Origin of the sequence: Achromobacter sp. RW408, from assembly GCF_003184165.1 — a bacterium.
GTDB lineage: Bacteria > Pseudomonadota > Gammaproteobacteria > Burkholderiales > Burkholderiaceae_B > Achromobacter > Achromobacter xylosoxidans.
On the sequence record NZ_QHHO01000046.1, the window covers coordinates 518,070 to 545,027 of the forward strand.

26 protein-coding genes and 1 tRNA gene are annotated in these 26,958 nt (G+C 67.9%); 11 read left to right on the forward strand and 16 right to left on the reverse strand.

The features are described 5' to 3' along the window. Positions 1–3 precede the first annotated feature (3 nt). Both DK459_RS12490 and DK459_RS12495 read right to left on the reverse strand, forming a co-directional pair. Positions 4–1,599 (reverse strand): sensor domain-containing diguanylate cyclase, encoded by a 1,596-nt coding sequence (locus DK459_RS12490; protein ID WP_006388829.1) that lies wholly within the window; start codon positions 1,597–1,599, stop codon positions 4–6. Between the two features lie 11 nt (positions 1,600–1,610). Next, positions 1,611–2,255 carry a TetR/AcrR family transcriptional regulator gene (locus tag DK459_RS12495; RefSeq protein ID WP_006388830.1) on the reverse strand — a complete coding sequence of 215 codons (645 nt, stop codon included), beginning with the start codon at positions 2,253–2,255 and terminating at the stop codon, positions 1,611–1,613. A gap of 117 nt (positions 2,256–2,372) precedes the next feature. Between DK459_RS12495 and DK459_RS12500 the strand changes: the two genes are divergently transcribed. From DK459_RS12500 to DK459_RS12510, 3 genes are all read left to right on the forward strand, one after another. Beyond that, positions 2,373–3,119: a 3-oxoacyl-ACP reductase family protein gene (locus DK459_RS12500; protein ID WP_006388831.1), complete on the forward strand. Its 747-nt coding sequence runs from the start codon at positions 2,373–2,375 to the stop codon at positions 3,117–3,119. Positions 3,120–3,292: 173 nt separating this feature from the next. After that, positions 3,293–3,368: transfer RNA gene (locus tag DK459_RS12505), tRNA-Lys, on the forward strand. Between the two features lie 314 nt (positions 3,369–3,682). Next, entirely contained in the window at positions 3,683–4,627 is a 945-nt protein-coding gene (locus tag DK459_RS12510; protein WP_006388832.1) for a metallophosphoesterase, read from the forward strand. A 125-nt stretch (positions 4,628–4,752) separates the two neighbouring features. Here the strand turns inward: DK459_RS12510 and DK459_RS12515 are convergent, their stop codons facing one another. Both DK459_RS12515 and DK459_RS30415 read right to left on the reverse strand, forming a co-directional pair. After that, positions 4,753–5,376 (reverse strand): FMN-dependent NADH-azoreductase, encoded by a 624-nt coding sequence (locus DK459_RS12515; RefSeq protein ID WP_006388834.1) that lies wholly within the window; start codon positions 5,374–5,376, stop codon positions 4,753–4,755. Between the two features lie 44 nt (positions 5,377–5,420). Continuing rightward, positions 5,421–5,624, reverse strand: a complete 204-nt coding sequence (locus DK459_RS30415) for a hypothetical protein (RefSeq protein ID WP_006388836.1) — start codon at positions 5,622–5,624, stop codon at positions 5,421–5,423. A gap of 94 nt (positions 5,625–5,718) precedes the next feature. Between DK459_RS30415 and DK459_RS12520 the strand changes: the two genes are divergently transcribed. From DK459_RS12520 to DK459_RS12530, 3 genes are all read left to right on the forward strand, one after another. Then, entirely contained in the window at positions 5,719–6,402 is a 684-nt protein-coding gene (locus tag DK459_RS12520) for an HAD family hydrolase (RefSeq protein ID WP_110134783.1), read from the forward strand. Positions 6,403–6,486: 84 nt separating this feature from the next. After that, complete coding sequence (locus tag DK459_RS12525) at positions 6,487–7,134, forward strand: OmpA family protein (protein WP_110134784.1); 648 nt, start codon at positions 6,487–6,489, stop codon at positions 7,132–7,134. A gap of 11 nt (positions 7,135–7,145) precedes the next feature. Beyond that, the gene (locus DK459_RS12530; protein ID WP_020925100.1) at positions 7,146–7,472 is read left to right on the forward strand and encodes a 4a-hydroxytetrahydrobiopterin dehydratase; all 327 of its coding nucleotides are present in this window, start codon (positions 7,146–7,148) and stop codon (positions 7,470–7,472) included. 56 nt (positions 7,473–7,528) lie between these two features. Here DK459_RS12530 and DK459_RS12535 read toward each other — a convergent pair whose 3' ends face one another. The 6 genes from DK459_RS12535 to DK459_RS12560 form a co-directional block, all read right to left on the reverse strand. Next, the gene (locus tag DK459_RS12535) at positions 7,529–7,984 is read right to left on the reverse strand and encodes a MarR family winged helix-turn-helix transcriptional regulator (protein ID WP_006388841.1); all 456 of its coding nucleotides are present in this window, start codon (positions 7,982–7,984) and stop codon (positions 7,529–7,531) included. Further along, positions 7,981–8,202 (reverse strand): hypothetical protein, encoded by a 222-nt coding sequence (locus DK459_RS12540; RefSeq protein ID WP_006388842.1) that lies wholly within the window; start codon positions 8,200–8,202, stop codon positions 7,981–7,983. Before DK459_RS12540 ends, DK459_RS12535 begins: the two co-directional genes overlap by 4 nt. Continuing rightward, positions 8,199–9,833, reverse strand: coding sequence for an FAD-dependent monooxygenase (locus tag DK459_RS12545; RefSeq protein ID WP_006388843.1), 1,635 nt, complete (start codon positions 9,831–9,833; stop codon positions 8,199–8,201). Before DK459_RS12545 ends, DK459_RS12540 begins: the two co-directional genes overlap by 4 nt. Before the next feature lie 135 nt (positions 9,834–9,968). After that, positions 9,969–10,667 carry a DUF6776 family protein gene (locus tag DK459_RS12550; RefSeq protein WP_006388844.1) on the reverse strand — a complete coding sequence of 233 codons (699 nt, stop codon included), beginning with the start codon at positions 10,665–10,667 and terminating at the stop codon, positions 9,969–9,971. Positions 10,668–10,826: 159 nt separating this feature from the next. After that, positions 10,827–11,513 carry an N-acetylmuramate alpha-1-phosphate uridylyltransferase MurU gene (murU, locus tag DK459_RS12555; protein WP_024067775.1) on the reverse strand — a complete coding sequence of 229 codons (687 nt, stop codon included), beginning with the start codon at positions 11,511–11,513 and terminating at the stop codon, positions 10,827–10,829. Beyond that, the gene (locus tag DK459_RS12560) at positions 11,513–12,553 is read right to left on the reverse strand and encodes an aminoglycoside phosphotransferase family protein (RefSeq protein WP_024067776.1); all 1,041 of its coding nucleotides are present in this window, start codon (positions 12,551–12,553) and stop codon (positions 11,513–11,515) included. Before DK459_RS12560 ends, murU begins: the two co-directional genes overlap by 1 nt. A gap of 168 nt (positions 12,554–12,721) precedes the next feature. Between DK459_RS12560 and DK459_RS12565 the strand changes: the two genes are divergently transcribed. Genes DK459_RS12565 through rsmA form a run of 3 tightly spaced genes read left to right on the forward strand, consistent with a single transcriptional unit; the run spans position 12,722 to position 17,490 of the window. Beyond that, positions 12,722–15,115, forward strand: a complete 2,394-nt coding sequence (locus tag DK459_RS12565) for an LPS-assembly protein LptD (RefSeq protein WP_049054837.1) — start codon at positions 12,722–12,724, stop codon at positions 15,113–15,115. Further along, the gene (locus DK459_RS12570; protein WP_047992622.1) at positions 15,112–16,680 is read left to right on the forward strand and encodes a peptidylprolyl isomerase; all 1,569 of its coding nucleotides are present in this window, start codon (positions 15,112–15,114) and stop codon (positions 16,678–16,680) included. Before DK459_RS12565 ends, DK459_RS12570 begins: the two co-directional genes overlap by 4 nt. An 18-nt stretch (positions 16,681–16,698) precedes the next feature. Beyond that, the gene (rsmA, locus tag DK459_RS12575; protein ID WP_024067780.1) at positions 16,699–17,490 is read left to right on the forward strand and encodes a 16S rRNA (adenine(1518)-N(6)/adenine(1519)-N(6))-dimethyltransferase RsmA; all 792 of its coding nucleotides are present in this window, start codon (positions 16,699–16,701) and stop codon (positions 17,488–17,490) included. A 69-nt stretch (positions 17,491–17,559) separates the two neighbouring features. On the opposite strand, the gene DK459_RS12580 is transcribed toward rsmA, so the two are convergent. Beyond that, positions 17,560–18,702 (reverse strand): glycerate kinase, encoded by a 1,143-nt coding sequence (locus tag DK459_RS12580; protein WP_045953353.1) that lies wholly within the window; start codon positions 18,700–18,702, stop codon positions 17,560–17,562. Between the two features lie 106 nt (positions 18,703–18,808). Between DK459_RS12580 and pyk the strand changes: the two genes are divergently transcribed. Further along, positions 18,809–20,251, forward strand: coding sequence for a pyruvate kinase (gene pyk, locus DK459_RS12585; RefSeq protein ID WP_047992620.1), 1,443 nt, complete (start codon positions 18,809–18,811; stop codon positions 20,249–20,251). A 76-nt stretch (positions 20,252–20,327) separates the two neighbouring features. Here pyk and DK459_RS12590 read toward each other — a convergent pair whose 3' ends face one another. After that, the gene (locus tag DK459_RS12590; RefSeq protein WP_024067783.1) at positions 20,328–21,557 is read right to left on the reverse strand and encodes a nucleoside recognition domain-containing protein; all 1,230 of its coding nucleotides are present in this window, start codon (positions 21,555–21,557) and stop codon (positions 20,328–20,330) included. Positions 21,558–21,705: 148 nt separating this feature from the next. On the opposite strand from DK459_RS12590, the gene DK459_RS12595 reads away from it, so the two are divergent. Beyond that, positions 21,706–23,979 carry an acyl-CoA dehydrogenase gene (locus tag DK459_RS12595; protein WP_110134785.1) on the forward strand — a complete coding sequence of 758 codons (2,274 nt, stop codon included), beginning with the start codon at positions 21,706–21,708 and terminating at the stop codon, positions 23,977–23,979. Here DK459_RS12595 and def read toward each other — a convergent pair. From def to DK459_RS12615, 4 genes are read right to left on the reverse strand one after another with little or no spacing between them, the layout of a single operon-like run. Then, positions 23,967–24,500 (reverse strand): peptide deformylase, encoded by a 534-nt coding sequence (def, locus tag DK459_RS12600; protein WP_049052782.1) that lies wholly within the window; start codon positions 24,498–24,500, stop codon positions 23,967–23,969. The genes DK459_RS12595 and def overlap by 13 nt on opposite strands. Before the next feature lie 18 nt (positions 24,501–24,518). Next, positions 24,519–24,914, reverse strand: a complete 396-nt coding sequence (gloA, locus tag DK459_RS12605) for a lactoylglutathione lyase (RefSeq protein ID WP_006388855.1) — start codon at positions 24,912–24,914, stop codon at positions 24,519–24,521. Positions 24,915–24,925: 11 nt separating this feature from the next. Further along, on the reverse strand, positions 24,926–26,062 hold the full coding sequence (locus DK459_RS12610) for a 2-aminoethylphosphonate--pyruvate transaminase (RefSeq protein ID WP_024067786.1): 1,137 nt from the start codon (positions 26,060–26,062) through the stop codon (positions 24,926–24,928). A 52-nt stretch (positions 26,063–26,114) separates the two neighbouring features. Then, positions 26,115–26,924 carry a M48 family metallopeptidase gene (locus DK459_RS12615; RefSeq protein WP_161801342.1) on the reverse strand — a complete coding sequence of 270 codons (810 nt, stop codon included), beginning with the start codon at positions 26,922–26,924 and terminating at the stop codon, positions 26,115–26,117. Positions 26,925–26,958 lie beyond the last annotated feature (34 nt).

The following is a 26,958-nucleotide window of genomic DNA, read 5'->3' on the forward strand; positions in this document are numbered from 1 at the left end:
CGGTCAGCGCGGCAGCGCCATGCGCGCGCCGTCCGCGGCATGGTTGTCCGCCACGCAGACCGCGTTGCGGCCGTGGTTCTTGGCGTAGTAGAGGGCGCGGTCGGCGCGTTGCATGACTTCGTCCAGCGTCGCGCCATGGGCGGGGTAGCAGGCCACGCCGGCCGACAGGGTGATGGGGGCGGGCAGGCCCGTGTCGGTCCCCAGCCGTTCGAGTTTCAGGCGCAGGCGCTCGGCGGCGCCCACCGCGGCCGCCAGCGACGCGCCGGGCATCAGCATCACGAATTCCTCGCCGCCGCTGCGGGCGACGGTGTCGCCGCCGCGTGAACCTTCGGTCAGCAACGCCGCCAGAATCTGCAGGGCGCGGTCGCCGGCGGCGTGGCCGTAGCGGTCGTTGATGTTCTTGAAGTGATCGATGTCCAGCGCCACGATGGCCAGCGGCGTCTCGGCCGCCTGCAGCAACGCCATGGCCTCGTTCAGGCCACGCCGGTTCAGCAGGCTGGTCAGGGTGTCGGTGGTGGACGCGCGGCGCAGGTCGCGGATCTTGTGCTGGATCGACGTCAGTCCCATCAACAGCGCGCGCTTGAGCTGCGAGGCCTCGAAATACCAGGAGCGCACCTTGCGGATGCGCTCGGCGGAATCGGGGTCCTGCATGCGCTTGGCAATGCCGGCCAGCTCGCCGAGCGGGCGGGCGATCCAGCGCGACAGCAACCAGATCAGCACGATCGACATCACCAGCAACGGCAGGGTGTTGCGCGCCGTCGCCATCAGCAGATCGTTCAGCGGCAGCAAGGTGCTGGCGACCGGCCGTTGCGCGATGATGGTCCAGCCGGTGCTGGGCACGGGCGCATAGCCTGCCAGGATCGCGTTGCGGGAGGCGTCGGTGAAACGGATTTCGCCGGTCTCGCCGCGCAACGCCGCGGCCAGCGCGGCCTTGTCGGCGGACGCCTGGCCGAGGCGGCTGCGGTCCGGATGGTAGATCAGGGTGCCATCGCGCGACAGCACGTACAACAGGGAATCGTCGCGGTTGAAATGCTGGCCCAGCAGGCGGTCCAGCACGTTGTCCTCGTGCAGGTAGAGCGTGCCGGCGATATAGCCGAGATAGCGGTAGTCGCGCGAGAAGATGGGATGGGTGTACAGGATCAGCCAGCGCCCGTTGCTGGCGCGAAACGGTTCGCTGATGAACGGCCGCCGCGTGGTCAGCGCCGTCTTGGCGGCGTCGCTGGTCATGTGCTGGCCCCGCAGCTGCGGATACGAGGTCGACACCGCCAGCACCTCGCCTTGCGCCGATACCACGAAGCTGGAGTTGAAATGGCCCAGCTGCTCTTCCTGGCGGCGGGTTTCCGACGCCATGAGTCCGGGATGGGTCTCCATGTCCGCCAGCACATCGGCGCTATAGGCCAGGTGCCGGCGCAGGTCGCCCAGGAAATATTCGGTGGTGGCCGCCAGCTTGGCCGCGTAGACCCGGTTGCTCTCGAGCGCGTTATGCAGCAGCAGGTCGCGCTGCACCAGGTAGCTGGCATGCAGGCCCGCCGCCAGTACCAGGAAGATCGACAGCAGGCTGATCCAGAGGATGAGGCGCCGTAGGTCGATGCGGAGCATGGAAGGGGGCGTCAGGCGTGAGCCCGGCCGGAGGGCGGGTCGGATTGGGGCGCGCTGCCCGTGAGCGCATCCCAGGCGCACATTGCCTGGCGCGCCACGGCTTGCAGGGTCTTGCGGCTGGCGCCGTCGCGCGCCTGGATCGACATTCCGTGAAGGATCGTGGTGTAGAACGCCGCGAGGCCTTTCAGGTCGGCCCCCGCGGGCAGCTCGCCGGCGCTGGCGGCAGCGGTCAGGCGGGCGAGGATGCGGCTTTGCATTTCGCGGCGGTTGTCGCCCAGGAAGACGCCCACGCCGTCGTGGCTTTCCGCGCCGGACGGCGCGCCCAGCACGATCAGGCAACCGGGCGGGGCGCCAGGGGCGGTGAAGCGCTCGGCCGCCGCCAGCAGCATGCCGCAGACCCCTTCGCGGGCGGTGGCGCCCGCGGCCAGCGCGCGGCGCGAAGCGGCGCCATCGGTGTCGCGATAAAGCTGCACGGCCTCGCGAAATAGTCCTTCTTTTGAGCCGAATGCGCCGTAGAGGCTGGGCGAGTTGATGCCCATCGCGGCCGTCAGATCGGTTAGCGATGCTCCTTCGTATCCCTTCGACCAGAAGACTTCCATGGCCTTGCGCAAGGCCTGGGCTCGGTCGAAGTTCCGGGGGCGCCCACGTTCTGCCATATGCGCATGATTTTACTCGGGACAGATATTTTGTGTTGATCGATAAAAAAATCATTGACGTCCGTTCGTGGGCGTCGGATCATATTTGTACTGATCACTACAAATTAAGGTTGAACCATGCAGAATCTGAACGGAAAAGTGGCTTTCGTAACCGGCGGCAGCCGCGGCATCGGCGCGGCGATCGTGCGGCGCCTGGCGGCGGATGGCGCCGACGTCGCCTTCACCTATGTCAGCGCGTCGTCGCGCGACAGCGCCGCCGCGCTGGCACGCGAACTGGAAGCCGGCGGCCGCCGCGCGCGGGCCATCCAGGCGGATTCGGCCGATCCGGCGCAGGTGCGCCAGGCGGTGGAGCAGGCCATCGACGAACTGGGGCCGGTGGACGTGCTGGTGAACAACGCGGGCATCTTCCTCGCCGGCCCGCTGGGCGAGGTCACGCTGGACGACTACGAGCGCACCATGAACATCAACGTGCGCGCGCCATTCGTGGCCATCCAGGCGGCGCAGGCGTCGATGCCGGATGGCGGGCGCATCATCAATATCGGCAGTTGCCTGGCGGAACGCTCGGGCCGCGCGGGCGTGACGCTGTACTCGGCCAGCAAGTCGGCGTTGCTGGGAATGACGCGTGGACTGGCGCGCGACCTTGGCGCGCGCGGCATCACCGCCAACGTGGTGCACCCGGGGCCCATCGACACCGACATGAACCCGGCCGACGGCGAACGCGCCGGCGACCTGGTGGCGGTGCTGTCACTGCCACATTACGGTGAGACGCGCGACATCGCGGGCATGGTCGCCTTCCTGGCCGGGCCGGACGGGCGCTACGTGACGGGAGCCAGCCTGGCGGTGGATGGCGGCTACGCGGCCTGATCGCGGCGCTTCAGTTGTCCCCGGCTGGCAACTTTTTGCGGCGGATCGACAACCGACTTGCACATTTAAAAAAAGCTCCCTATAATCTCGCTTCTTCGCAGTTCAAACACAACGAAACGCAGCGGCAACGACGCGAAAGCGCCGGGTCCCAAGCAGATGTGGATGAGCATGCAGGGCTGTTAGCTCAGTTGGTAGAGCAGCGGACTCTTAATCCGTAGGTCGAGTGTTCGAGCCACTCACAGCCCACCAGAATTCTCTAGTAGTACCAAGCGCTTAGCCCACCGGAAACGGTGGGCTTTTTGCTTTTTGCTTTTTGCTTTTCGGGAATTTTGGCCGCGGGAGTTTCGCCGCGCGTATTTCGACCGCGCAGTTTTGGCTATACATCTTCTGGCCTCACATGTTTTGGCCTTGCACCCCCTGGTTGTCTGGAACAACGCCGACCTTTTCGCGTGTGTATCATCGTCCTCGACAAGGCTGCAGCGGCTGTTGGATTGGCGTCATCTCCCCAGCCTGTCAGGCGCTTCCCGCAGATCGGCAGAGGGGGAAGCCATACAGGAGGATGCATGTACGACATCATTGGCGACATCCACGGAGAGGACCTGAAACTCGAGGGGTTGCTGCGCTGCCTCGGATACGTGCCGGCGGGCAGGGGCTACAAGGCCCCCCAAGGCCATCAGGCGATATTCCTTGGTGATCTGGTGGATCGAGGCGCGGGGCAGCGCCGTGTCCTGGAAATCGTCCGCGCCATGATGGATGACGGCCAGGCTTTGTGCATCATGGGTAACCATGAATTCAACGCCATCGGCTATGTCACCGCAGACCCGCACAATCCGGGCGAGTTCCTGCGTCCCAATCGTGGCGATTCGGAGAAGAGCCGAAAGAACCGCAAGCAGCACAGTGCCTTCATCAATCAGATAGGTGAAGGCAGCCCGGAGCATGCCGCCTGGGTTGCCTGGTTCCGCCAGTTGCCGCCCTACATGGACTTGGGCGGCATTCGCGTTGCCCATGCATGCTGGGACGACGGCGCCGTCAAGGCGTTGGCCGATGCGGGCTGGCTGCCTGGCCAGCCGCTGGATGACGCCATGCTGGTGGCCACTCATGAAAAGGGCTCGGATCTGGAGCGAGCGAGAAAGCTGCTCACTTCAGGCGCGGAGTTGGCTTTGCCTGACGGCCGCTACATAGAGGACAAGGAGGGGCACCGTCATTACGAGGTGCGGCTGGCCAATTGGCGCGATTGGGCGAGCGCTTTGCATGAGGTCGCCTTGGTGCCGGCTGGCCAGGAAGCACAGATTCACGGTTTGGCATTGCCCGAGGGCTTCAACCGGACTCCCACCACCGGCGCGCCCATTTTCATCGGCCATCATTGGTTCAAGGGGCAGCCCAGGATCGAGAGCGGGAAGCTCGCATGCCTGGATTGGTCGGCCGCGGCGGGCGGTCCCCTCGTGGCGTACCGTTGGGACGGAGAAGACACGCTGTCCAATGAAAAGCTGGTCTGGGAACGGGCATAGCGCCGCCACGGAGTCACCGGCACTCGCCAGCAGGAAGTACCGACAGGCAGGGTAGCCATGGACGCCTGGCAGTACTCCGCCGGACGACACTGCCGCCGGAACCAGCGGACGCGGGGCGGACCCGGCTAGAAATCCGCCGCCATCGTCGCGGCGTCAGCCCGGCCGCGCGCAATGGTCTCCGTCGCCCTGCCATCCCAGGTGTGTTCCACCATCAGGCGCCGGATCTCCTTGACGCCGATGAAGCGGAGCCAGAAGTCGAGATAGTCGGCCTGATGCGCGAAGCCGGGGCTGGCCGCGTACGTGGATGGATCGTGGCTCTGTCCGCGCACGTGGATGACCAAGGCGCGCGGGATGCCGAGCAGCGGTTCGTAGGCTTTGCCGTCGAAGCCGAACAACATTCCGCGCTGGCTGACCAGGTCGATCAGATGCTTGAGCTTGTAGGGGTAGTCGAAATTCCACATCGGCACCCCCAGGACGATCCGGTCCGCTTGCTGGAAGCGCCGCGCGAGCGCGCCGATGCGTGTCCAGATCGACGCTTCGGCAGGGTCCAGCGGTTCTTTCGACACGCCTTTGTACTTGGCGCCTATCGCCTTGCCGTCGAATTCCGGCAGGTCTTCCTCCCAGACATTCAGCGTATCGACCTGCAGCGCGGGGCAGGCCTTGCCGTAGGCATCGATGAAGGCGTTGGCGATGGAGATCGACGCGGAGCGGCGGCCGCGCGGGGAGGATTCGATGTTCAAGAGACGCATGCTGCGTGATCCGGAGAAGGGCGGGAAGGGCCGGCCGCGGCCAATCACGCCACGCCGGGCAAGATAATTGCAATTGCAATTGTTTCGATGGCAATTTTATCGTGACCCGATTCAATTGCAAGCCCGGCCGCTCCGCGCGTTCGCGCGCCGCCGGACGGCACGTTTTCGTGATCGTGGCGATCGCCCGCACTGCCCTGGATCGCGCCGCGCACGCCGGCCGTGCCAACTTCGCGCAGGTCTGCCAGCATTAAGGTTCAACTTAAAGGTGCTTGCATCCAGGCTAAATCACGGCTAGCGGCCATGTCTCTATAGTGGTGCCATCGAATTCCAAGGAGTATTGCCATGTCCGCCGTTGCCGCGCCCGCCGCCTATCCCCGTGTCGTGCTGTTCGATCTGTTGACCGCGTTGCTGGATTCCTGGACGGTGTGGAATGCCGCCGCGGGGTCCGAGGCGCGAGGCCGGGCCTGGCGCGCGGAATATCTGCGCCTGACCTATGGCTGCGGCGCCTACCAGCCGTATGAGCAACTGGTCGAGGCGGCGGCCGTGGCGGTCGGATTGCCGGCCAGCGCGCCGGCGGCGTTGGAGGCGGGTTGGGATCAGCTTGCGGCGTGGGATGGGGCGCGGGAGTTGCTGGCGGCCTTGCGGCCGCACTGCCGACTGGGCGTGGTGACCAATTGTTCGCGGCGCCTGGGACACCGCGCGGCGGACCTGCTGGGCGTGGATTGGGACGTGGTGGTGACCTCGGAAGAGGCGGGCTACTACAAGCCGGACCCGCGGCCCTACCAGCTGGCGCTGGCGCGCCTGGAAACGCCGGCATCGCAGGCGGCGTTCGTGGCGGGTTCCGGATATGACCTGTTCGGCACCAGCAAGGTGGGGCTGGCCACCTACTGGCACAATCGTGTCGGCCTGGCATTGCCGGAGGGCGCGCCGGCGCCCGCCGCGCAGTCGGCGCGACTGGAAGATGCGTTGCCGTGGCTGGCCCGGTTCGGCGAGGCCGGCCGCGACGGTACAAACTGTTGCGCGTAGCCGGCTGACACGGGGGACGGACCTGGGCTTAACATGATCCTGCCGGCATGGTGCCGGCGCACCGACAGGATCGTGGAGGTTGTCATGCACTCAAGAACAATGCTCAAGCGTATCGCTGTAGTCGCGGCATCGGGCGCCCTGCTGGCGGGTTGCGCCACCCAGCAGCAAACCAATACCGCCGTGGGGACCGGGGCCGGCGCCGCCGTGGGGGCCGGCATCGGCACCCTGATCGGCCATGGCACCGGCGCGGCCGTGGGCGCCGGCATCGGCGCGGTGGCCGGCGGCCTGATCGGCTACAACTGGAAGGTGGTGAAGGACGATGTGCAGCGGTCGGGCGCGACTTCGCTGGGCATCGACGTGGTCGAAATGCCGGATGGCAGCCTGAAGGTCAATATTCCCAGCAATGTGTCCTTCGACACCGACAAGACCGACCTCAAGCCGGCGTTGCTGCCGGTGCTGGACAGCGTGGCGCGTTCGCTCAACCAGCATCCCGAGTTGCGCGCCAAGGTGGTGGGCCATACCGACAGCACGGGCGCGTTGGCGCACAACCAGACCCTGTCGGTGAACCGGGCGCGCAGCGTGACGGATTATCTGTCGCGCCAGGGCGTGGCGGCGACACGGCTTTCGGTCGAGGGACGCGGACCCAGCGATCCGATCGGCGACAATGCCACCGCCGAAGGCCGGGCGCTGAATCGCCGGGTCGAAGTCTATCTGTACGCGGTCAAGTCGTAGCGGAGTTCACCATGAGCATGTTTCCCCCAGCCCGCATTGGCACCGACACCGCGGTCGCCGCCCTGTCCGGTTGGCAGGCGGTCGCGATGCGCGACGCCATCGAAAAGCGCTTCCGGTTCCCCAATTTCAACGCCGCTTTCGGCTTCATGGCGCGCGTGGCCATGTTCGCCGAGAAGCTCAATCACCACCCCGAATGGACCAATGTCTATAACCGGGTGGACGTCATGTTGACCACGCATGACGCGGGCGGCGTGACCGAGCTGGATGTGCGCATGGCGCAATTCATGGACGAGGCCGCCGCGCAGATGGGCGCGACCGCGCCGAAAGCGGGCCTCTAGGAGGCGGCGGGAAGGCAGTCCGCCCGCCCACCGGCGGGCGGACGAGCCGGCGGCGCTCAGTCTTGCGGCGCCTCGGGGCGCTCGCGCTGGTGCGCGATCAGGCGGTCGAGCATGTCGCCCAATTGGCGCTGCTCTTCGGCGCTCAGGCAGCCGAAGATATCCTGGTTGCGGCGCGCGATCAGGTCGATGATGCGCCGATACTGCGCCTGGCCGGTGGGGGTCAGGGACAGCACGACGCCGCGGCCGTCCGCGGCCGAATCCTTTTTCTCGATCAGCCCGCGCCCGGCCAGGGCCTGGGCCGAACGGCTGGCCTGGCCCTTGTTCAGGTTGGCGGCCCGGGCCAGGTCGTTGACCGATAGCGGCGCGTAGCGGCCGATGGCCGCCAGGCAGCGCGCTTCCCCCAGCGGGATGCCGCAATCTTCCAGGTAGGCGCGATTCGTGTCCCGGTCGGTGATCTTGTTGATCACGTGGAGGCGATAGGTCAGGAATCGTTCGAGGGCGGGCGTGGTCACGTCGGGCTGTCGGCGGTGGCGGCGGGATAGTTTGCCACAGGGGCGGCGCAGGCGGCCTCGGCCTGCGCCAGCAAGGCGCAGGCCGCCTGGGCGTCGGGCAGGCGCGCCAGCGCCGACAGGCCCAGGATCGACAGGAACAGCGGCGCCCGCGCTTCGCCCACCCGTGTCAGGGCCTGCGCCATCCGGGTGTAGACCTGGTCCAGTTGGTCGTCGTTCATGGTTGTGTCTCCTGGCGGGACGATTCGAGCATGGGGTAGTAGGGCGCCAGTGCGGCGCGCAGGGCCGTTGCGTCGAGCATGGCCCAGCGGCCCATCACGTAGCCGTCCGGGCGCAGCAGCCAGACCGTGCCGGGTTGCGCGCCAAACCGCTCGTGCAGATGCCCGTGCGGATCGCTCCAGGCGCCCGGCGCGGGCCCGCCCACCACGATCGTGACCAGCGGGCAGGGCGCCTGGCGGGTGGCGGCGGCCAGTCTTTGCAGGCCAGCGGCCATCGCCGCATCCGGCGCGCAGGCCAGCAGCACGAAGCCCTGGCCGAAACAAGCGCTGAGGTAGCGTGGCACGGCGTCGGCATCGGCCAGCAGCAGGTCGGGAGCCGGCTGGCCGGGCGCGGCGGCCAGGGGCTGCGCGGCGGCATCGTCCGCCAGGTTCAGCGGCGAGCCCTCGTAGGAGATGGGGGCGGACTGGCGCGGATTGATCAGCGGCCGCGCCCGCTCGTCGCTCAAGGCCAGCCGCAGCGCGGCCTCGCGCATCAGCCGAAAGCCGAAGTCGGGGGGCGCCATGAATTCGGTGCTCTTGGCGCCGTAGGCCAGGTTCTGGCGGGTGGCGTGGACGCGTTCGTCGCTGTAGCTGTCGAGCAGGCTGTCGGGCGCCTGGCCGCGCAGGACCCAGGCCAGCTTCCAGGCCAGGTTGCCGGCATCGTCCAGGCCCGAATTCAGGCCGCGCACGCCGAAGATCGGCACCAGGTGGGCGGCGTCGCCCGCGAACAGCACGCGGCCATGGCGGTAGCGCTCCAGCGTCAGGCATTTGGCGTTGTAGAGCGAGATCCAGAGCGGCTTCCATGGCGCTGTTTCGCCAATCATGTCCAGATGGCTCTGCACGCGGGGCAGCACGTTGCCGGGGGCGACGGCGTCGGCCGCGTCTTCGTCGTCGCGGATCTGGTAGTCCACCCGCCAGACATTGCCGGGTTGGCGGTGCATCAACAGCGTCGAGCCGGGATTGGAGGGCGGATCGAACCAGGCCAGGCGTTCCACCGGCCGGTGGGACGCCTGTTCGATATCGACGATGACGTAGCGGCCTTCGTATTGCATGCCCTCCAGCTTCAGGCCGAGCGCTTCGCGCACGCTGCTGCGCCCGCCATCGCAGGCCACCAGCCAGTCGGCCCGCAAGGCATGGCGGTGTCCGGCGATGTCCACATCGACCTGCACGCCGTCCGCCGTCGAGCGCACGCCGACGGCGCGGGCGGACCAATGCAGTGCCGCCGGGCCTGGCTGGCGTTGCAAGGCCTGATGGGCGTATTCCTCGACGAAGTACTGCTGGATGTTGACCATGGGCGCGAAGCGCTGCAGCGGGTCGTGCGGCATTTCGAAGTGCAGCACTTCGCGGTCGCGGTAGTAGCTGCGGCCGCCGGTCCACGGCAGTCCGGTGGCATTGAGCGCCGCGTCGGCGCCGATCCAGCCGAGTATTTCCTGCGAGCGGCGCGAGATGCAGATGGCGCGGCTGCCGTCGCAATAGCCGTCGTCGGCTTCCAGCGTGAGCGAGGCGATGCCGTAGTGCGCGAGCAGGGCGGCCAGGGTGAGCCCCACCGGACCGCCGCCGACGATCAGGACGGGCACGTGGGCAGGCAGTGTCATCAGGTCTCCGATAGTTGGTTGTTTGCGCAACTATATGATCGAAATGGTTGAGTGCGCAACCATTTCGACTGGACCAAAAAAAACCCGCCGGCGAGGGCGGGTTCCGTGTGGCGCGATGGCGTTCAGTTGCGCACTTCAGTTGCGCACGTAATAGATGCGCATCGCCTGCTGTTTCTGGTTGCCGTCCATGACGCGCAGCACCACGACCTTGGGCGTGAAGCCGTCCGGCAACTTCAACTGGCCCAGGGCGTAGTCGTAACGGTCGACGTTGAGGGCGGGGCCTTCCGGCGTGACGGTGGCGGCGCGGCCATTGGAGTAGCTGCCATCGATCGAGAAGGTGAGCGTGCCCTTGAAGGGCGCGCCGGTGCGCTCTTCGCGCATCACCAGCACCTGGTAGTCGAGCAGGCCGGGCTGGCGCTTGAAGGTGGCCGAGCGGATGCCCAGGTTGCCGCCGCGCGGATCGGGCGGCATGGCGTCCTGGAACAGCACCAGTTCCTTGTTCAGCGTGTCCAGCTTGGCGCGGGCGTCGGCCAGGTCCGCGGTGAGCTTTTCATGGCCGGATTTGTTGGCGTCACGCTGCTGCGTGGCTTCTTCGAGCTGGCTTTGCAGGCGCTGGTTTTCCAGCTTGGAGGCGCTGAGTTCGGTGTGCAGTTGTTCGGATTGCTCGACGGTCAGCCGCTGCGGGCCGTAGTTGGTCTGCAGGAAGAGCACGCCGCCCGCGCCGAGGGCGATGCCCACCAGCAGCAGGACCAGCCAGCGCGGCATGCGGCGCGTGCGTTGGCCGGGTTGGTATACGGAGGGCTTGAATACGGCCCGTTGCGATCTTCCAAACATCCCCATTCCTAGAAAACGTCCTGTGTGTTGTGCCTGGCCGCGCGCCGCGCGCACTGGCCAAAGCGTCAGAGAATACCCGGTTAACCGGGCGCGATGGGTACGCGGACAAGCCTGGTTGCGCACCTTGATATTGTGAAATATGTGGGCATCGAGCGGACCTCAGACCGGACTGGAACCGAGCTCGGCATCGAGGTCTGCCAGTCGTTGGGGGGTGCCGACGTCGACCCAGCGGCCGGTGTGGCGCGCGCCGCGGACGTGATCGTGCTCCATGGCCTGCCGCAGCAGCGGTGCGAGCCGCGCGGCCGTGCCGCGGGCCACGCCCGCGAATAGCATGGGATGGTAGACGCCGATGCCGGAGAAGGTCAAACGGGGTTCGCCGTCAGCGCGGACGCGGCCGTCGCGGTCCAGCGCGAAATCGCCGAGGGGATGTTGCGGCGGATTGTCGACCATCAGCAGCCAGGCGCCGCCCGTGGGCAGCGCGGTTGCCAGGGCGGGGGCGGCGGCCGGGTTCCAGTCGCACCAGATGTCGCCGTTGATGACGAGGAACGGATCCGGTCCCAGCAGCGGCAGCGCCTGGGCAATGCCGCCGGCGGTTTCCAGGGCGGCGGCCTCGGGGGAATACCGGATCCGCAGGCCGAAGGCGGCGCCGTCGGCCAGGGCGCGCTCGATCTCGTGGCCGAGCCAGGCGTGGTTGATGACAACGTCCCGGAAGCCGGCCGCGGCCAGCCGTTCCAGGTGCCAGGCGATCAGCGGCTTGCCGCCGACCGGCAGCAGCGGCTTGGGCAGCCGGTCGGTCAGCGGACGCATGCGTTCGCCGCGGCCCGCGGCGAGGATCATGGCGCGCATCAGAAGGTGTATCCGACGCTGACCTGGCGGTCGTCGAGCCTGTCCAGCAGGCGCAGCAGGGGCGTGAAAACGCCGTAGCGCTGCGCCACCTGGCGCACGTAGCCGTTCACCCGCGGCATATGGGCCAGGTAGTGGGCCTTGCCGTCGCGGTGGTTCAGGCGCGCGAACACGCCCAGGATGCGCAGGTTGCGCTGCAGGCCCATCCATTCGTAGGCGCGGTGGAACTCGGCGAAATCGGCGTCGACCGGCAGCCCGGCCGCGCGCGCCATTTCCCAGTAGCGGATGGCCCAGTCGAGCTGCTGGGGCTCTTCCCAGGTGGTCCGGGCATCCGTCACCAGCGACGCCAGGTCATAGGTGATGGGGCCGGCCAGGGCGTCCTGGAAGTCGATGACGCCGGGGTTGGGGCCGTATTGCGGCTGGTCGCAGACCATCAGGTTGGGCGAATGGTAGTCGCGATGCACCAGCACCGTGGGCTGGTTGCCATTGCTGGCCGAGAGCAGGGCGAAGATCTTTTCCAGGGCCTGGGCGGTCTTGTCGTCGAGCGTGGCGCCGTGGTGCTTCTGTACGTACCACTCGGGAAACAGCTTGAGTTCATCGGCCAGTCGCGCGCTGTCGTAGTGGGCCAGGCCGGTGGTCCTGGCCTGCTGCAGGCGCACCAGCGCCGCCAGGGCGTCGCGGTACATCGATTGCAGGCTGGCGTCGTCCACGCCGTCCTGGATGCGCTGGTAATAGGTCTGCTCGCCCAGGTCGGACAACAGCAGCAGTCCCTGGGCGAGGTCCTGTTCGATGACGGCGGGCACGTTCAGGCCGGCGTCGCTCAGAAGCTGGTCCACATGCAGGAAGGGGCGGCAATCTTCATGCTGGGGCGGGGCGTCCATCACAATCAGGGTACGACCGGCGGCGTCCAGGCGGAAATAGCGGCGGAAGCTGGCGTCGGCGGAGGCGGGGCGCAGGGTATCCACCGCCAGTCCCAACGCGGCGGGCAGGCCCTGCAGCCAGGCGCGGATCTGCTCCAGGCGGGGGTCATGATCGTTTTTCAAGGAAGATCCGTGTCAGAAGTGCAATATTGCGGAAAAATGGGTTGCGCGCACATAAGGCTGGGCGTCTGGCGCGGCTTCTCTATAATACCGGCTCGTTTCCGTTAGCATTGGCCCTTCCCGGGCGCCTTTGCCTGGTTCCCCCATCGTAAAAAAGGGCTGTTTTCACTCGTGCGCAAGGTTCGGTGGTTGATCCTATCTGCTATCAGCGTCGCCGGGGCCGTTCAGGCCCAGGGCAGCCAAGGTTCGGCTTCCTCGGCGACGTCGATCACCGCGGCCCCCGAGCTGCGCACGTCCCCCGGACTGCGGATGCACCGCCTGCCGGACGGCAACATCCCCGCCTATATGGAAGCGGACACCATCGAGGGTGATCCGGACTCCGACCTGACCCTGACCGGCGCGGCGCAGGTGCGCCGCATCGACGGCGTGATCAAGGGCGACCGCATCAACTACCGCAAGGACACCGGCGAGGTCGACGTGCAGGGCAACGCCCGCATGATGCGCGATGGCACGCTGGTCACCGGGCCCAACGCCAAGTTCAACGTCGACAAGTATTCGGGCGAAGTCGAAAAGCCGAATTTCTGGCTCGGCGCCACCGGCGGCTTCGCCGTGGCCGACAAAGCCGACATCTTCAGCAAGTCGCAGATGCGGCTGCACACGGTGACCTACAGCGGCTGCTCGTGCGAGACGCCGTCGTGGTACATCAAGGCCAACACGGTCGACATCGACTTCGACGAAAACGAAGGCGTGGCGCGCAATGGCGTGCTGTACTTCAAGGACGTGCCGATCCTGGCTTCGCCCTACATGACCTTCCCGGTCAAGAAGGAGCGCAAGTCGGGTTTCCTGATGCCGACCTACGGCACCACCAGCAAAGGCGGTTTCGACTTCTCGCTGCCGTACTACCTGAACATCGCGCCGAATTACGACGCAACGCTCCAGCCGCGCTACTTCTCCAAGCGCGGGTTGCAACTGGGGGGGGAATTCCGTTACCTGGGGGCGAGCTACGCGGGCAGTGTCTACGGCGCCTATCTGCCGCATGACAACGTAAGTGGCGAAGACCGCTGGATGTACTGGTGGCGTCACCAGCAATTGCTCGGCAACGGCTTCTACGCCGACTGGGACGTGGCCAAGGTCTCGGACAACGATTACTTCCGCGATATTTCGCAGCTGGGTTTGAACCAGGCGTCCACCACCTACCTGCCGCAGCGCGCGCGGGTGGGCTGGTCCTCGACGTACTGGAGCGCCTATGCGCAGGTCTACAAGTACCAGACCCTGCAGGATCCGGATGCGCTGTTGACGCCGCCCTATGACAAGCAGCCCGAGCTGTACCTGCGCGGCGCCCGCTACGACTGGGGCGGCTTCGACGTGGACTGGACCTCGACCGCGGTGCGCTTCAGCAAGCCACTGTTCCTGGGCAATCGCAACGGTCCCAACGGCGACCGGCTGCAGACCTACCCGACGGTGTCGTATCCGATCGTCCGTCCGGGCTGGTTCGTGATTCCCAAGGCCGGGGTCAATTACACCCAGTACCAGACCGATTGGTATCACGGCGACTGGCTCGGCTTGAACTCGGGCACGGCCAATGCCGGCACCTCGTTCGGCTACCCGCGCTCGCAGTCGCGTACCGTGCCCATCATGTCGCTGGATGCCGGCCTGATTTTCGAGCGCGACACTACGCTGTTCGGCAAGGATTCGATCCAGACCCTGGAGCCGCGGTTGTACTACCTGCGTGTGCCGTACCGCGACCAATCCAAGATTCCGGTCTACGACACGTCGCTGTCCGATTTCAGCTTTTCGCAGGCCTTCGACGAGAACATCTACTCGGGCGGCTGGGACCGCATTTCCAACGCCAATCAGCTCACTGCCGCGCTGACCACGCGCTGGCTCGATGCGTCGACCGGTTTCGAGCGCGCCTCGGTAGCCGTGGCGCAGCGCCTGTACTTCGCCGACCAGAAGGTCACCTTGCCGGGAGAAACGCCGCGCGAGAATGTCCGGTCGGACTTCCTCGTCGGCGCCAGCGCGGCGTTGACCGATACCCTCACCACCGACGTGGCCGCGCAGTACAACCCCTATGACAACCAATGGTCGCGCGGGCTGCTTAGCGCCCGCTGGTCGCCGCAGCGCTTGACGACGGTGGCGCTGGCCTATCGTTATCAGCGCGATCCGCAGCCCGGCGTGCTCTACCAGCCGCAAGGGCAGAACCAGATCAGTCTGGCGGTGCAATGGCCGTTCACCAAGCGCTGGTACGGTGTGGGTCGGGTCGACTATTCCTTGCGCGACGGCCCGTCCAGCACGGTCAATGGCACCACCGATTCGCCCCGTGTCACGCAGGCCATCGCCGGCCTCGAATACAAGGGCGACTGCTGCTGGGTCGGCCGCATGGTCTTCCAGCGCTACGCCGTGTCGGCCACCGACGCCAATACGGCACTGTTCTTCCAGCTCGAGTTGACCGGCCTGGGTTCCCTGGGAACCGATCCGATGAACCTGCTGAACAGAAGTATCCCCGGTTACTCGCGCATCACCCCGCCCGCGCCGACCGGGACCACATTTGAAAGGTATGAATGATGCGTAGGTTGCACTCTTTGCGCCGCTTCTCCGGCAATGCGCTGTTGCTGGCTGTTTGCGCCGCCTTTTCCGCCGCGCATGCGGCGGAGCCGAATGGCAAGGGGACCAAGAACGCGCCCGCCGCCACGCAGAAAAGCGCACCGGCGCCCGCCGGGGAGCAGTTCGTCGACGGCATCGCGGCCGTGGTCGACAAAGACGTGATCACCCTGCGTGAACTACGCGACGCCTCGCTGCGCATTGCCGCTGAATTGAAGACCCGTGGCATCCAGGTGCCCGACGACAAGGCGTTGCAGCATCAGGTGTTGCAGCGCCTGATCATGGAACGCGTGCAACGTCATGAAGCCGACCGGCTCGGCATCCGCGTCACTGACGCCCAGGTCGATCAGGCCATCACCACGATCGCGGGTCGCAACAAGATCAGCGTGGCGCAACTGCGCGCTGAGATCGAGAAATCCGGCGTCTCCTGGGACAGCTACCGCAAGTCGTTGATGGACGAGATCCGGTCGGACCGCCTGCGTCAGCGCGCGGTGGATTCCACCATCGTCATCTCCGATGCCGAGGTCGACGCCTTCCTGAAGGACCAGCGCCGCAATCCGGCCTTCGCGGCCGCGCCGCAGCAGGCCCAGCCGCAGCCGCAACCGGAAGCCGCGCCCGAGCAGGCCGCCGCGCCGGCCGGCCCGATGCTCTATGCCGTGGCCCAGATCCTGGTGCGGGTGCCGGAAGGCTCGTCGCCGGAGCAACTGGCCGCGCTGCGCAAGAAGGCCGAAGACCTGCTGGCGCGCGTCAAGCGCGGCGACGACTTCGCCAGCCTGGCCGCCGCCAGTTCGGACGGTCCCGAAGCGCTGCAGGGCGGCGTCATGGGCGTGCGCCCGCTGGACGGTTGGCCCGACCTGTTCGCCAAGGCCATCGCCAATCTGCAGAAGGGCCAGGTCAGCGGCCTGCTCCAGAGCGGCAACGGCTTCCATATCCTCAAGGTGATGGATCGTGGCACGGCCCAGCCGGCGCCCAGCCGCACCGCCCGCGCCCCGGTTCCCACGCCGGCGCCGCAGCCCCGTCCGCAGCCGCAGGCCCAGGCGCCGCAAGGCCCGGTGGAAGTGATGCAGACGCATGCGCGCCACATCCTGATCAAGACCTCGACGGTCATGAGCGACGAGCAGGCGCGCCAACGCCTGGAGCAAGTGCGCCAGCGCCTGGTGGCCGGCGATGCCAAGTTCGACGACATGGCGCGCCAGTATTCGCAGGACGCGACCGCGCCGCAGGGCGGCGACCTGGGCTGGCTCAACCCCGGCGAGACCGTGCCGCCCTTCGAGGCCGCGATGAACGCGCTCAAGCCCGGCGAGATCAGCCAGCCCATCCAGACGCCGTTTGGCTGGCACCTGATCCAGGTCGAAGAGCGCCGCCAGCACGACGCCACCGACGACCTGGCCCGCATGAAGGCGCGCCAGACCTTGTTCGAGCGCCGCGCCCAACCCGCTTTCGAAGACTGGCTGGATCAGTTGCGCGCCCAGGCGTACATCGACAACCGGCTTGAAAAGCAGGACCGTATCAACCAGAACAACCGCTGATCGCAGCCCGGGTTTTTCATGTCTCAACACCAGGCGCGCAAGCGCTTTGGCCAGAACTTCCTGACCGACGAAAGCGTGGTCGAGTCGATCGTGCGGGCGGTCAATCCCGCCCGCGGCGATACCGTGGTCGAGATCGGCCCCGGCCTGTCGGCGCTGACGCGGCCCTTGCTCGAGCGGCTCGATCACCTGACCGCGGTCGAGATCGACCGCGACCTGGCGGCGCGCCTGCGCAAGCAGTTCGAGGAAGGCCGCCTGACGGTGGTCGAGGCCGACGCGCTGACGGTGGATTTCTCGCAGTTCGGCGCGGGCCTGCGGGTGGTCGGCAACCTGCCTTACAACATCTCCAGCCCGCTGCTGTTCCACCTGATGGCCTGGGCCGATCACGTGCGCGACCAGCATTTCATGTTGCAGCGGGAAGTGATCGACCGCATGGTCGCGCAGCCCGGCAGCGGCGATTTCAGCCGCCTGTCCGTGATGCTGCAATCGCGCTATCGCATGCACAAGCTGTTCGACGTGCCGCCGGAGGCGTTCGATCCGCCGCCCAAGGTGGTGTCGGCCATCGTGCGCATGGTGCCGCTGCCGGCCGAGCGCCTGCGCCCGGTCAGCGCGCGCGCGTTCGAGACCGTGGTGGCGCGCGCCTTCTCGCAGCGCCGCAAGATGCTGCGCCGGGTGCTGGCCGACTGGGCGCCGCAGGTGCCCTGGGAGGCGCTGGACATCGCGCCCACCGCGCGCGCCGAGGATATCTCGGTGGACCGCTACATCCGCCTGTCGGATGCGCTGGTCGAGGCCGGCGTGTTGCAGGGCGGTTGATGCCGCGCCGCCACAGGCAAGCAAAAGCCCGCGATCAGCGGGCTTTTTTTCGTCATGACGCGGTGACCACTACAGCATGCGTTTCTGCGCCGCCATCCACAATTGCATGACGTCGCGCGCGCGGTCATGCAGCAGGCGTTCGGCATCGGCCAGGGCCTGTTGCAGGGTGATCGGACCGGGCGCCAGGCTGAAGGCGGCGCTGATGCCGCCTGCATGCAGGGCCTCGTAGCCGTCGCCCAGCGAGCCGGCCAGCGCCACCACCGGCACGCCGGCTTGTTGCGCGATGCGGGCCACGCCCGCGGGCGTCTTGCCGCGCAGGGTCTGCGCGTCCATGCGGCCCTCGCCGGTGAAGGCCAGCGTGGCGCCTTCCATGGCCTGGGCCAGCCCGCCCAGCTCGGCGACGATCTCGACACCGGGCCGGAAGTCGGCGTTCAGGAAGGTCTTGGCGGCGAAACCCAGGCCGCCGGCCGCGCCCGCGCCAGCGTCATGGCGGCGGTCGCTGCCCAGCTGGCGCGCGCAGATGTCGGCAAAGTGGCCGAGCATGGCGTCCAGCGTCTGCACCTGTTCGGGCGTGGCCCCCTTCTGCGGGCCAAAGACATGCGAGGCGCCTTGCGGGCCGCACAGTGGATTGTCGACGTCGGATGCGATGATGATGCGCGTGTTCGCCAACCGGGAGTCGAGGCCGCGTGGGTCGATGCTGGCCAACTGGCCCAGCGCGCCGCCGCCGGGAGGCAGGCTGCGGCCGTCCTTGTCGAGCAGGCGCAGGCCCAGCGCGGTCAGCATGCCGGCGCCGCCGTCGTTGGTGGCGGAGCCGCCCAGGCCGAGGATGATGCGCACGGCGCCGGCGTCCAGCGCCGCCAGGATCAATTCGCCCACGCCGTGACTGCTGGCGCGCAGCGGGTCGCGCCTGGACGGCGCGATCAGTTCCAGGCCGGCGGCCGCCGCCATTTCGATGACGGCGGTGCCATCTTCCAGCAAACCCCACACGGCATCGACCTTGTGGCCCAGCGCATCGTTGACCGTGCGTTGGCGCGCCTGGCCTCCCGCCGCCGCGAGCACCGCCTCGACCGTGCCTTCGCCGCCGTCCGCCATCGGGATGCAGACCGTGTGCGCGCCGGGACAGGCGGCCTTGACGCCGCGCGCGATGGCCGCGGCCGCGTCGGGGGCGGAGACGCTTTCCTTGAAGGAGTCGGGTGCGATGACGATTTTCACGAGGTCGGCCACGGTGCGTTGAGGGACGGGATGTCGATCATGATACCCGCGTGTCCGCCGCCGTCGTACCATAGCGCTTTCGTTGTTCATGTGAGAGTGGATCGCCATGCCTGTATTGCGCCGCACCAAAATTGTCGCCACCCTGGGCCCCTCGACGTCGACGCCGGAACGCATCGACGCCATGATCAAGGCCGGCCTGGACGTGGCGCGGCTGAACTTCTCGCACGGCAGCGCCGACGACCACCGCGAACGCGCCCGCCTGGTGCGCGAGAGCGCCGCGCGGCAGGGCCGCTTCGTCGCCATCATGGGCGATCTGCAGGGCCCCAAGATCCGCATTGCGCGCTTCACCGACAAGCTGGTGCAGCTGCAGGTCGGGCAGCCGTTCACGCTGTCGCGGGTGCATCCGAAGGACGCCGGCACGGCCAGCATCGTCGGCATCGACTATCCCGAGCTGGTGACGGACTGCCGCGTCGGCGACGAGCTGCTGCTCGATGACGGCCGCGTGGTGCTGGTGGTCGACAGCGTCGCGGGCGACGAGGTCCACACCACCGTCACGGTGGGCGGCCCGCTGTCCAACAACAAGGGCATCAACCGCCGCGGCGGCGGCCTGTCGGCGCCGAGCCTGACCGACAAGGACCGCGTCGACATCAAGCTGGCCGCCGAAATGCAGCTGGACTACGTGGCGGTGTCGTTCCCGCGCTATGGCAGCGACATCGACGAGGCGCGCGAACTGCTGCGCGCCGCCGGCAGCGAGGCCTGGATCATCGCGAAGATCGAGCGCGCCGAAGCGGTGGCCGACGACGAGGCGCTGGACGCGCTGATCCGCGCCAGCGACGGCGTGATGGTGGCGCGCGGCGACCTGGGCGTGGAAGTGGGCGACGCCGAACTGGTCGGCATCCAGAAGCGCATCATCCAGCATGCCCGCACCCTGAACAAGGTGGTGATCACCGCGACCCAGATGATGGAGTCGATGATCTCCAGCCCGATGCCCACCCGGGCCGAAGTCTCGGACGTGGCCAACGCGGTGCTGGACTACACCGACGCGGTAATGTTGTCGGCCGAGAGCGCCTCGGGTTCGTATCCGGTCGAGACGGTGCAGGCCATGGCGCGCGTCTGCCTGGGCGCGGAAAAGCATCCCACCAGCACGCAGTCGCATCACCGCCTGGGCGAGACCTTCACGCGCTGCGACGAAACCATCGCGCTCGCGGCCATGTACGCGGCCAACCACTTCCCCGGCGTCAAGGCCATCATCGCGCTGACCGAAAGCGGCCACACGCCGCTGATCATGTCGCGCATCCGCTCGGGCGTGCCGATCTACTGCTACAGCCCGCACAGCGTCACGCAGAACCGCGTGACCATGTTCCGCGGCGTCTACACCATCCCGTTCGCGCCGTCGGACTACGAGCCGGCTGATCTGAGCAACGCCGCCATCGACGAGCTGAAGAAGCGCAATCTGGTGAAAGAGGGCGACTGGGTCATCCTGACCAAGGGCGACTTCTACCGCGACAGCGGCGGCACCAACGGCATGAAGATCCTGCTGGTGGATTGAGCGGTCTCGCGGCGCGCGGTGCCTGTAGGCAGGCCTGGCGCGCCGTCGAGGCAGCGTGGCTGGCGGCCGGCGCCGTTCAACCGAAGAACCAGTAGCACACGCCGATGGCCGCCAGCACCCCGGCCAGGTCGGCGACCAGCGCGCAACCCACCGCGTGGCGCGCGCGCAGGATGCCGACCGAGCCGAAATACACCGCCAGCACGTAGAAGGTGGTCTCGGTGCTGCCTTGCACCACCGCCGCCAGCAGCGCGGGGAAGCTATCGACGCCGAAGTGCGTCATGGTTTCGAGCATCATGGCGCGGGCCGCGCTGCCCGAGAACGGCTTGACCAGCGCGGTGGGCAGCGCGTCGACGAAGCGCGTGTCCCAGCCGGCATTGGCGGCCAGCCAGCGGATGCCGTCGAGCAGGAAATCCAGCGCGCCCGAGGCCCGCAGCACGCCGACCGCGCACAGCATTGCCACCAGGTACGGCAGCAGGCTCTTGGCGATGTCGAAGCCTTCCTTGGCGCCTTCGATGAAGGCCTCGTACACCGGCACCTTCTTGCAGGCGCCGACGATGAGAAAGGCCAGCAGGATGCCGAACAGCGCCAGGTTGCCCATCAGCGACGACAGCGCGGCGATGGCGCTGGCCGACATGCTGGCCAGCAGCGCCATGAAGCCGCCCAGCAGCAGCGCCGCGCCGCCCAGCCACAGCATCACGACGGGATCGACCAGCCGCAGGCGCTGGCACGCCGCTACCGCCAGGAAACCCGCCAGCGTCGACGCGCTGGTGGCCAGCAAGATCGGCAGGAACACCAGAGTGGGATCGGGCGCGCCCTGCTGCGCGCGGAACATGAACAGCGTCACCGGCAGCAGCGTCAGCGACGAGGCGTTGAGCACCAGGAACAGGATCTGGGCATTGCTGGCGGTGTCGGGTTTGGGATTGAGCGATTGCAGTTCGCGCATGGCGCGCAGGCCGATGGGCGTGGCGGCGTTGTCCAGTCCCAGGCCGTTGGCGGCGAAGTTGAGCGTGATCAAGCCGATCGCGGGGTGGTTGCGCGGCACCTCGGGCATCAGGCGCGCGAACAGCGGCCCCAGCAGCCGCGCCAGTTTTTCCACCAGCCCGGCGCCCTCGGCGATGCGCAGGAACCCCAGCCACAGCGTCAGCGTGCCGAACAGCAGCACCATCACCTCGACGGATACGCGCGCCATGTCGAACAGGCTGGCGACCATGGCGCGGAACACGTCCGGGTCGCCGATGGCGAGCCAGCGGTACAGCGCGGCCGCGGCGGCGGTCAGGAAGAAGCCCAGCCAGAGTTTGTTCAGCATGCGGTGTGTGCCCGGATAACGATTGGATTGCGCACCAGCGCGGGGAGGCCCATTGTCGCAGAGTCGGACCATCGCGGTTTGGCCCCGATGGCGCAATTCTGGTACTTTGCCCCGATATGCCCAGTGGCATCGAACGACAGGGGGTCACATGGATTTCAACGCATGGCGCCGGCGCCGCATCTCCGAACCCGCGTACCGTTGGGCCCGCAACGCGATGCCGCCGCTGTCGGCCACCGAACGCGAGGCCATCGAGGCCGGCGACACCTGGTGGGAGGCCGACCTGTTCACCGGCAACCCCGACTGGCGCAAGCTGCTGGACGTGCCCGCCGCGGCCCTGACGCCGGATGAGCAACGCTTCATCGACGGCCCGGTGGCGCAGCTGTGCGCCATGCTGGACGAATGGGATATCACCTGGCACCGGCGCGACCTGCCGCCGGAAGTCTGGAGTTTCCTGAAGGCGCAGCGCTTCTTCGGCATGATCATTCCCAAGCGCCACGGCGGCCTGGGCTTCTCGCCCTACGCCCATTCCGAGGTGGTGCGGCGCATCTCCGCCTATTCGATCACCGCCGGCGTCACGGTCATGGTGCCCAACTCGCTCGGGCCGGGCGAACTGTTGATGCAGTTCGGCACGCAAGCCCAGCGCGACTACTGGCTGCCGCGCCTGGCCGACGGCCGCGAGGTGCCGTGCTTCGGCCTGACCAGCCCCGAGGCCGGCTCCGACGCTGCCTCCATGGTCGATACCGGCGTGGTCTGCCGCCAGGTGGTGGACGGCCGCGAGCTGATCGGCGTGCGCTTGAACTGGCACAAGCGCTACATCACGCTGGGGCCGGTGGCCACGGTGCTGGGGTTGGCGTTCAAGATGTCGGATCCCGACGGCATCCTGGGCGGCGGTCCGCGCGACATCGGCATTTCGGTGGCGCTGGTGCCGACCGACGCGCCCGGCGTCGAGATCGGCCGCCGCCACCTGCCGGCGATGCAGGTGTTCCAGAACGGCCCCAACCGCGGCCGCGACGTGTTCGTGCCGCTGGACGCGCTGATCGGCGGCGTCGAGCGCGCCGGCCATGGCTGGCAGATGCTGATGAGCGCGCTGGCGGCGGGGCGCGGCATTTCCTTGCCGTCGCTGTCGGCGGCGGCGTGCGTGATGAGCGCGCACGCCACCGGCATGTACGCGCGGGTGCGGGAACAGTTCGGCATCCCGGTCGGCAAGTTCGAGGGCGTGCAGGAAAAGCTCGCCAGCCTGGCGGGCAACGCGTACCTGGTGGAAGCGGCTCGGCGCCTGACCTGCGCGGCGCTGAACCAGGGCGTGAAGCCTGCGGTGGTGTCCGGCATCATGAAATACCACGCCACCGAGCGCATGCGGATATCGGTCAACGACGCCATGGATGTGCATGCCGGCCGGGCGGTGATCGACGGTCCCAGCAACTACCTGGGCGCGCTGTACCGGGCGGTGCCCATCGCCATCACGGTCGAGGGCGCCAACATCCTGACGCGCAACCTGATCATCTTCGGCCAGGGCGCGATCCGCGCCCACCCCTACCTGATGCCGGAGATCCTGGCGCTGGGCAATCCCGACGAAGAGCGCGGCATGGAGGTGTTCCACGACGTGTTCTGGCGCCACCTGCGCCACACCGGCATGAACACGCTGCGCGCCATCGGCCGCGCCTGGACCGGCGGCCTGCTGGCGCCGTCACCGGTGTCCGGCCCCACCGCCGGCCACTACCGCCGGCTGGGACGCTATGCGGCCGGCTTCGCGCTGCTGGCCGACGCCGCGCTGGCGCGGCTGGGCGGCGGTCTCAAGCGCCGCGAGCTGCTCTCGGCTCGGTTGGGCGACATCCTGGCCGAACTGTATCTGCTGTCGGCGGTGCTCAAGCGCTGGGAGGACGAAGGGCGCAAGCACGACGACCTGCCGCTGGTGCGCTGGTGCATGGAGCAGGGCTACGCCGAGATCGAAAAACGCATGGACCAGGTGTTGTCGAACCTGCCTGGCCGGCCGTTGGCCTGGGCGCTGCGCGCGGCCATCCTGCCGCTGCGACTGGCGCGGGGTCCGGGCGATGCGCTGACCCGCGAATGCGCGGAACTGCTGCTCAAGCCGTCGCCCACCCATGCGCGGCTGGCGGCCGACCTGCAACGTTCAGCGGGCGGTGGCCAGGGCGATGACGATCCGCTGGCGCTGTTGACCCGCGCCTTCGCCGTGGTCGATACGGTGCAGCCGATCCGTGACCGGCTGCGGCAGTCGGGCGTGCGCGATTGGCGCGAGGCGCACCGGCACGGCGCCATCACGGCGACGCAGGCGGCGCAGTTGGAGGAGGCCGAGGCGATCGTCTCGCGGGTGCTGCAGGTGGACGATTTCGCGCCGGAGGAACTGGCTCCGGGGCAGGAGCCGAGCTCGGCTCCCGTCCCGAAGGACGATCAGTCGTCCTGATTCGGGTCCATGCCGGGGAACAGGATTTCGGTGAAGCCGAATTTCGAGAAATCCTGGATCCGGGAAGGATAGAGCCGGCCGATCAGGTGGTCGCATTCGTGCTGCACCACGCGGGCGTGGAAGCCCTCGGCCTCGCGGTCGATGTCACGGCCGTAGGGATCCTTGCCCTGGTAGCGGATGCGACGGTAGCGCGGCACCAGGCCGCGCAGCCCCGGCACCGACAGGCAGCCTTCCCAGCCGTCTTCCATGTCGTCGGACAGCGGCGTGATGACCGGGTTGCACAGGATGGTCTGCGGCACCGCCGGCGCGTCGGGATAGCGCTCGTTGCGGTCAAAGCCGAAGATGACCAGTTGCAGGTCCACGCCGATCTGCGGCGCGGCCAGGCCCACCCCTTGCGCCGCCGCCATGGTCTCGAACATGTCTTCGATCAGGGCGTGCAGCTCGGGGGTATCGAAGCGCTCGACCGGCGGCGCGACGCGCAGCAGCCGGGGATCGCCCATTTTGAGGATGGAGTGGATCATGGCGATGGCGGGTGGGGTTCAGTCCACTCGTCCTTTTTTCTGGATGAATTCGATCTTGTAGCCGTCCGGGTCCTCGACGAAGGCGATCACGGTGGTGCCGTGCTTCATCGGGCCGGCCTCGCGGGTGACCTTGCCGCCGCGTTCCTTGACCTTGTCACAGGCTTCGTAGGCGTTGTCGACTTCCAGGGCGATGTGGCCGTAGCCGGTGCCCAGGTCGTACTTGTCGGTGTCCCAGTTGTGGGTCAGCTCGATCACGGCGCCTTCGGATTCATCCTGGTAGCCGACGAACGCCAGCGTGAACTTGCCATCGGGGTAGTCGTTGCGGCGCAGGACGCGCATGCCGAGCACGTTGGTGTAGAAGTCGATGGACTTGTCGAGGTTGCCGACTCGCAGCATGGTGTGGAGCATACGCATGGTGGAATTCCTTAAGCGATGAGAGGTGGCGGGAAACCCTGCACGTGGGGTTCCCCGGTTATGCCGAGGTCTTGCAGCGCGCCGCCCATGGCGTCGACCGCAAGCCGCATCTGGTCGGGCCCGAAGGCGCCGATGCAACCGACCCGGAAAGTGGGCGGTTCGGTGTTGGTGAAATTGCTGAGCACGAAGCCACGTTGCTTGACCGCGTCCACGAACAGCTGCAGGTTCCAGGTCGGCGCGTCGGGCGCGTGCACGTTGACGACGATGGGGCCTTGCAGCGCGGGCGGCAGGTAGGGGCTGAGCCCCAGGCCGGCCACGCCGTCGTAGAGGGCGCGCATGTTGGCGGTGTAGCGCGCCAGGCGGGCTTCGCGGCCTTCCTGATGATACAGCTCCAGCGCCACGGCCAGCGCCGCCAGTGTCGGCGCCGGCGGCGTGAAGCGCGGGCCGGCGTTGGGCGCCAGGGTGTGCTGGTAGATGTCGGCCAGGTCCAGCGACCAGCTGCCGGCGTTGCCGCGCGCCGCTTCCAGGCTGTCGCGGCGGCCCACCACGAAGGCGGCGCCGGGCAAGCCCTCCAGGCATTTGTTGGCGGTCAGCACCACGGCGTCCACGGCGGGCAGGGCGCGCATGTCGAGCGGCAATGCGCCGAACGCCGAGACCGCGTCAACGATGACGCGGCGGCCCAGAGAATGGGCGATGCGGGCCAGTTCCGGCACGTCATGGCAGATGCCGCTGCCGGTCTCGCTGTAGACCAGCGCCACGTGCGTCAGGCTCGGGTTCTGCTCCAGCGCCTGCGCCACGGCCAGGGGATCGACGCGGTCGCGCGCGCCCACGTACAGCGGCACGGCGACGCGGCCGGCCTCGGCGGCCAGTTTCTGCAGGCGGCCGGCGTAGGCGCCGGTGGAGGGCACCAGCAGGCGGCCGCCGGGCGGCACCAGGGTGCGGATGGCGGCTTCCACCGCGAAATGGCCGCAGCCCGGCAGCGCCAGCGCCACGTGCTCAGCCGCATCGGCCTCGGCCACGCGCAGCACGTCGGCGCAGACCTGGCGGTACAGCGCGCGGAATTCGTTGTCCCAGGGCGCGTAGTCCTGCGCCATGGCGGCCTTGACCCGCGCATCGGTCGTGACCGGGCCGGGAATCAGCAGAAGCATGGGGTTGTCTCCGTGGGGGCTGGGCCGATTGCGGGAGCGTCTCGCACCGACCCTAGAATTGCGGCAGCGAGGCCGGGTCGTGGCGCCGCAGCACGTTCTTGGCTTCCTCGAAATCGGGCAGGATCTGGCCGACCTCGCGCCAGAAATCCTGGCTGTGGTTCATTTCGCGCAGGTGCGCCAGTTCGTGCGCGATGACGTAGTCGATGATGGCCGGCGCGAAATGGATCAGGCGCCAGTTCAGCATGATGTTGCCGTCGCTGGTGCACGAGCCCCAGCGCGTGGCGGCGGACGACAGGCGCCAGCGGCGGATCTTCAGGCCGCTGATCTGCAGGAAGTGCGCCAGCCGGGCGCCGAACCAGGCGCCGGCGCGCTGTTGCAGCCAGGCCTGGGCGGCGTCGCGGATGCGGCCCTGGTCGGCGTCGGCCGGCAGCGCCAGCCACAGCGTGTCGCCGTCGGCCGGGGCTTCGGCATCGCCGGACAGGCGGGTCTGGCGGCTGTCGCCGCCCACGCCCAGGACGATGCGCCTGCCCAGGTAAGGCAGTTCGCCGCCGGCCTGCCAACGCGTGTGCGCCATGGCCAGCTGCTGCTTGCGGGTGTGCCATTCGCGCAGCTTGGCGACGATCCAGCGGGATTTCTCGCGCACCGCGTCGTCGATCTGTGCCAGCGTGACCCAGTTGGGCGCCGTGACGCGCAGGCCGTCGTCGGTGATGACGAAGCCGATGCTGCGGCGGCGCGAGCGCAGCAGCACGAAGCCGATGGGCTGCGGATCGGTGTCCACCTCGCGCCAGCGCGCGCCGGGTGGCAGCGGATCGGGGCAGGGGGTGGGCACGCGCGCCGCCGCATTGGGCGACAGCGTCAGCAGCGGTTCGCCGGCCGGCTTGGGCGCGGATGGCGCG

Coding starts and splice junctions, on each gene's coding strand:
- DK459_RS12490 (WP_006388829.1), bottom strand. CDS start 1,599: ATGCTCCGCATCGACCTACGGCGCCTCATCCTCTGGATCAGCCTGCTG.
- DK459_RS12495 (WP_006388830.1), bottom strand. CDS start 2,255: ATGGCAGAACGTGGGCGCCCCCGGAACTTCGACCGAGCCCAGGCCTTG.
- DK459_RS12500 (WP_006388831.1), top strand. CDS start 2,373: ATGCAGAATCTGAACGGAAAAGTGGCTTTCGTAACCGGCGGCAGCCGC.
- DK459_RS12510 (WP_006388832.1), top strand. CDS start 3,683: ATGTACGACATCATTGGCGACATCCACGGAGAGGACCTGAAACTCGAG.
- DK459_RS12515 (WP_006388834.1), bottom strand. CDS start 5,376: ATGCGTCTCTTGAACATCGAATCCTCCCCGCGCGGCCGCCGCTCCGCG.
- DK459_RS30415 (WP_006388836.1), bottom strand. CDS start 5,624: ATGCTGGCAGACCTGCGCGAAGTTGGCACGGCCGGCGTGCGCGGCGCG.
- DK459_RS12520 (WP_110134783.1), top strand. CDS start 5,719: ATGTCCGCCGTTGCCGCGCCCGCCGCCTATCCCCGTGTCGTGCTGTTC.
- DK459_RS12525 (WP_110134784.1), top strand. CDS start 6,487: ATGCACTCAAGAACAATGCTCAAGCGTATCGCTGTAGTCGCGGCATCG.
- DK459_RS12530 (WP_020925100.1), top strand. CDS start 7,146: ATGAGCATGTTTCCCCCAGCCCGCATTGGCACCGACACCGCGGTCGCC.
- DK459_RS12540 (WP_006388842.1), bottom strand. CDS start 8,202: ATGAACGACGACCAACTGGACCAGGTCTACACCCGGATGGCGCAGGCC.
- DK459_RS12545 (WP_006388843.1), bottom strand. CDS start 9,833: ATGACACTGCCTGCCCACGTGCCCGTCCTGATCGTCGGCGGCGGTCCG.
- DK459_RS12550 (WP_006388844.1), bottom strand. CDS start 10,667: ATGTTTGGAAGATCGCAACGGGCCGTATTCAAGCCCTCCGTATACCAA.
- murU (WP_024067775.1), bottom strand. CDS start 11,513: ATGCGCGCCATGATCCTCGCCGCGGGCCGCGGCGAACGCATGCGTCCG.
- DK459_RS12570 (WP_047992622.1), top strand. CDS start 15,112: ATGATGCGTAGGTTGCACTCTTTGCGCCGCTTCTCCGGCAATGCGCTG.
- rsmA (WP_024067780.1), top strand. CDS start 16,699: ATGTCTCAACACCAGGCGCGCAAGCGCTTTGGCCAGAACTTCCTGACC.
- pyk (WP_047992620.1), top strand. CDS start 18,809: ATGCCTGTATTGCGCCGCACCAAAATTGTCGCCACCCTGGGCCCCTCG.
- DK459_RS12590 (WP_024067783.1), bottom strand. CDS start 21,557: ATGCTGAACAAACTCTGGCTGGGCTTCTTCCTGACCGCCGCCGCGGCC.
- DK459_RS12595 (WP_110134785.1), top strand. CDS start 21,706: ATGGATTTCAACGCATGGCGCCGGCGCCGCATCTCCGAACCCGCGTAC.
- def (WP_049052782.1), bottom strand. CDS start 24,500: ATGATCCACTCCATCCTCAAAATGGGCGATCCCCGGCTGCTGCGCGTC.
- gloA (WP_006388855.1), bottom strand. CDS start 24,914: ATGCGTATGCTCCACACCATGCTGCGAGTCGGCAACCTCGACAAGTCC.
- DK459_RS12610 (WP_024067786.1), bottom strand. CDS start 26,062: ATGCTTCTGCTGATTCCCGGCCCGGTCACGACCGATGCGCGGGTCAAG.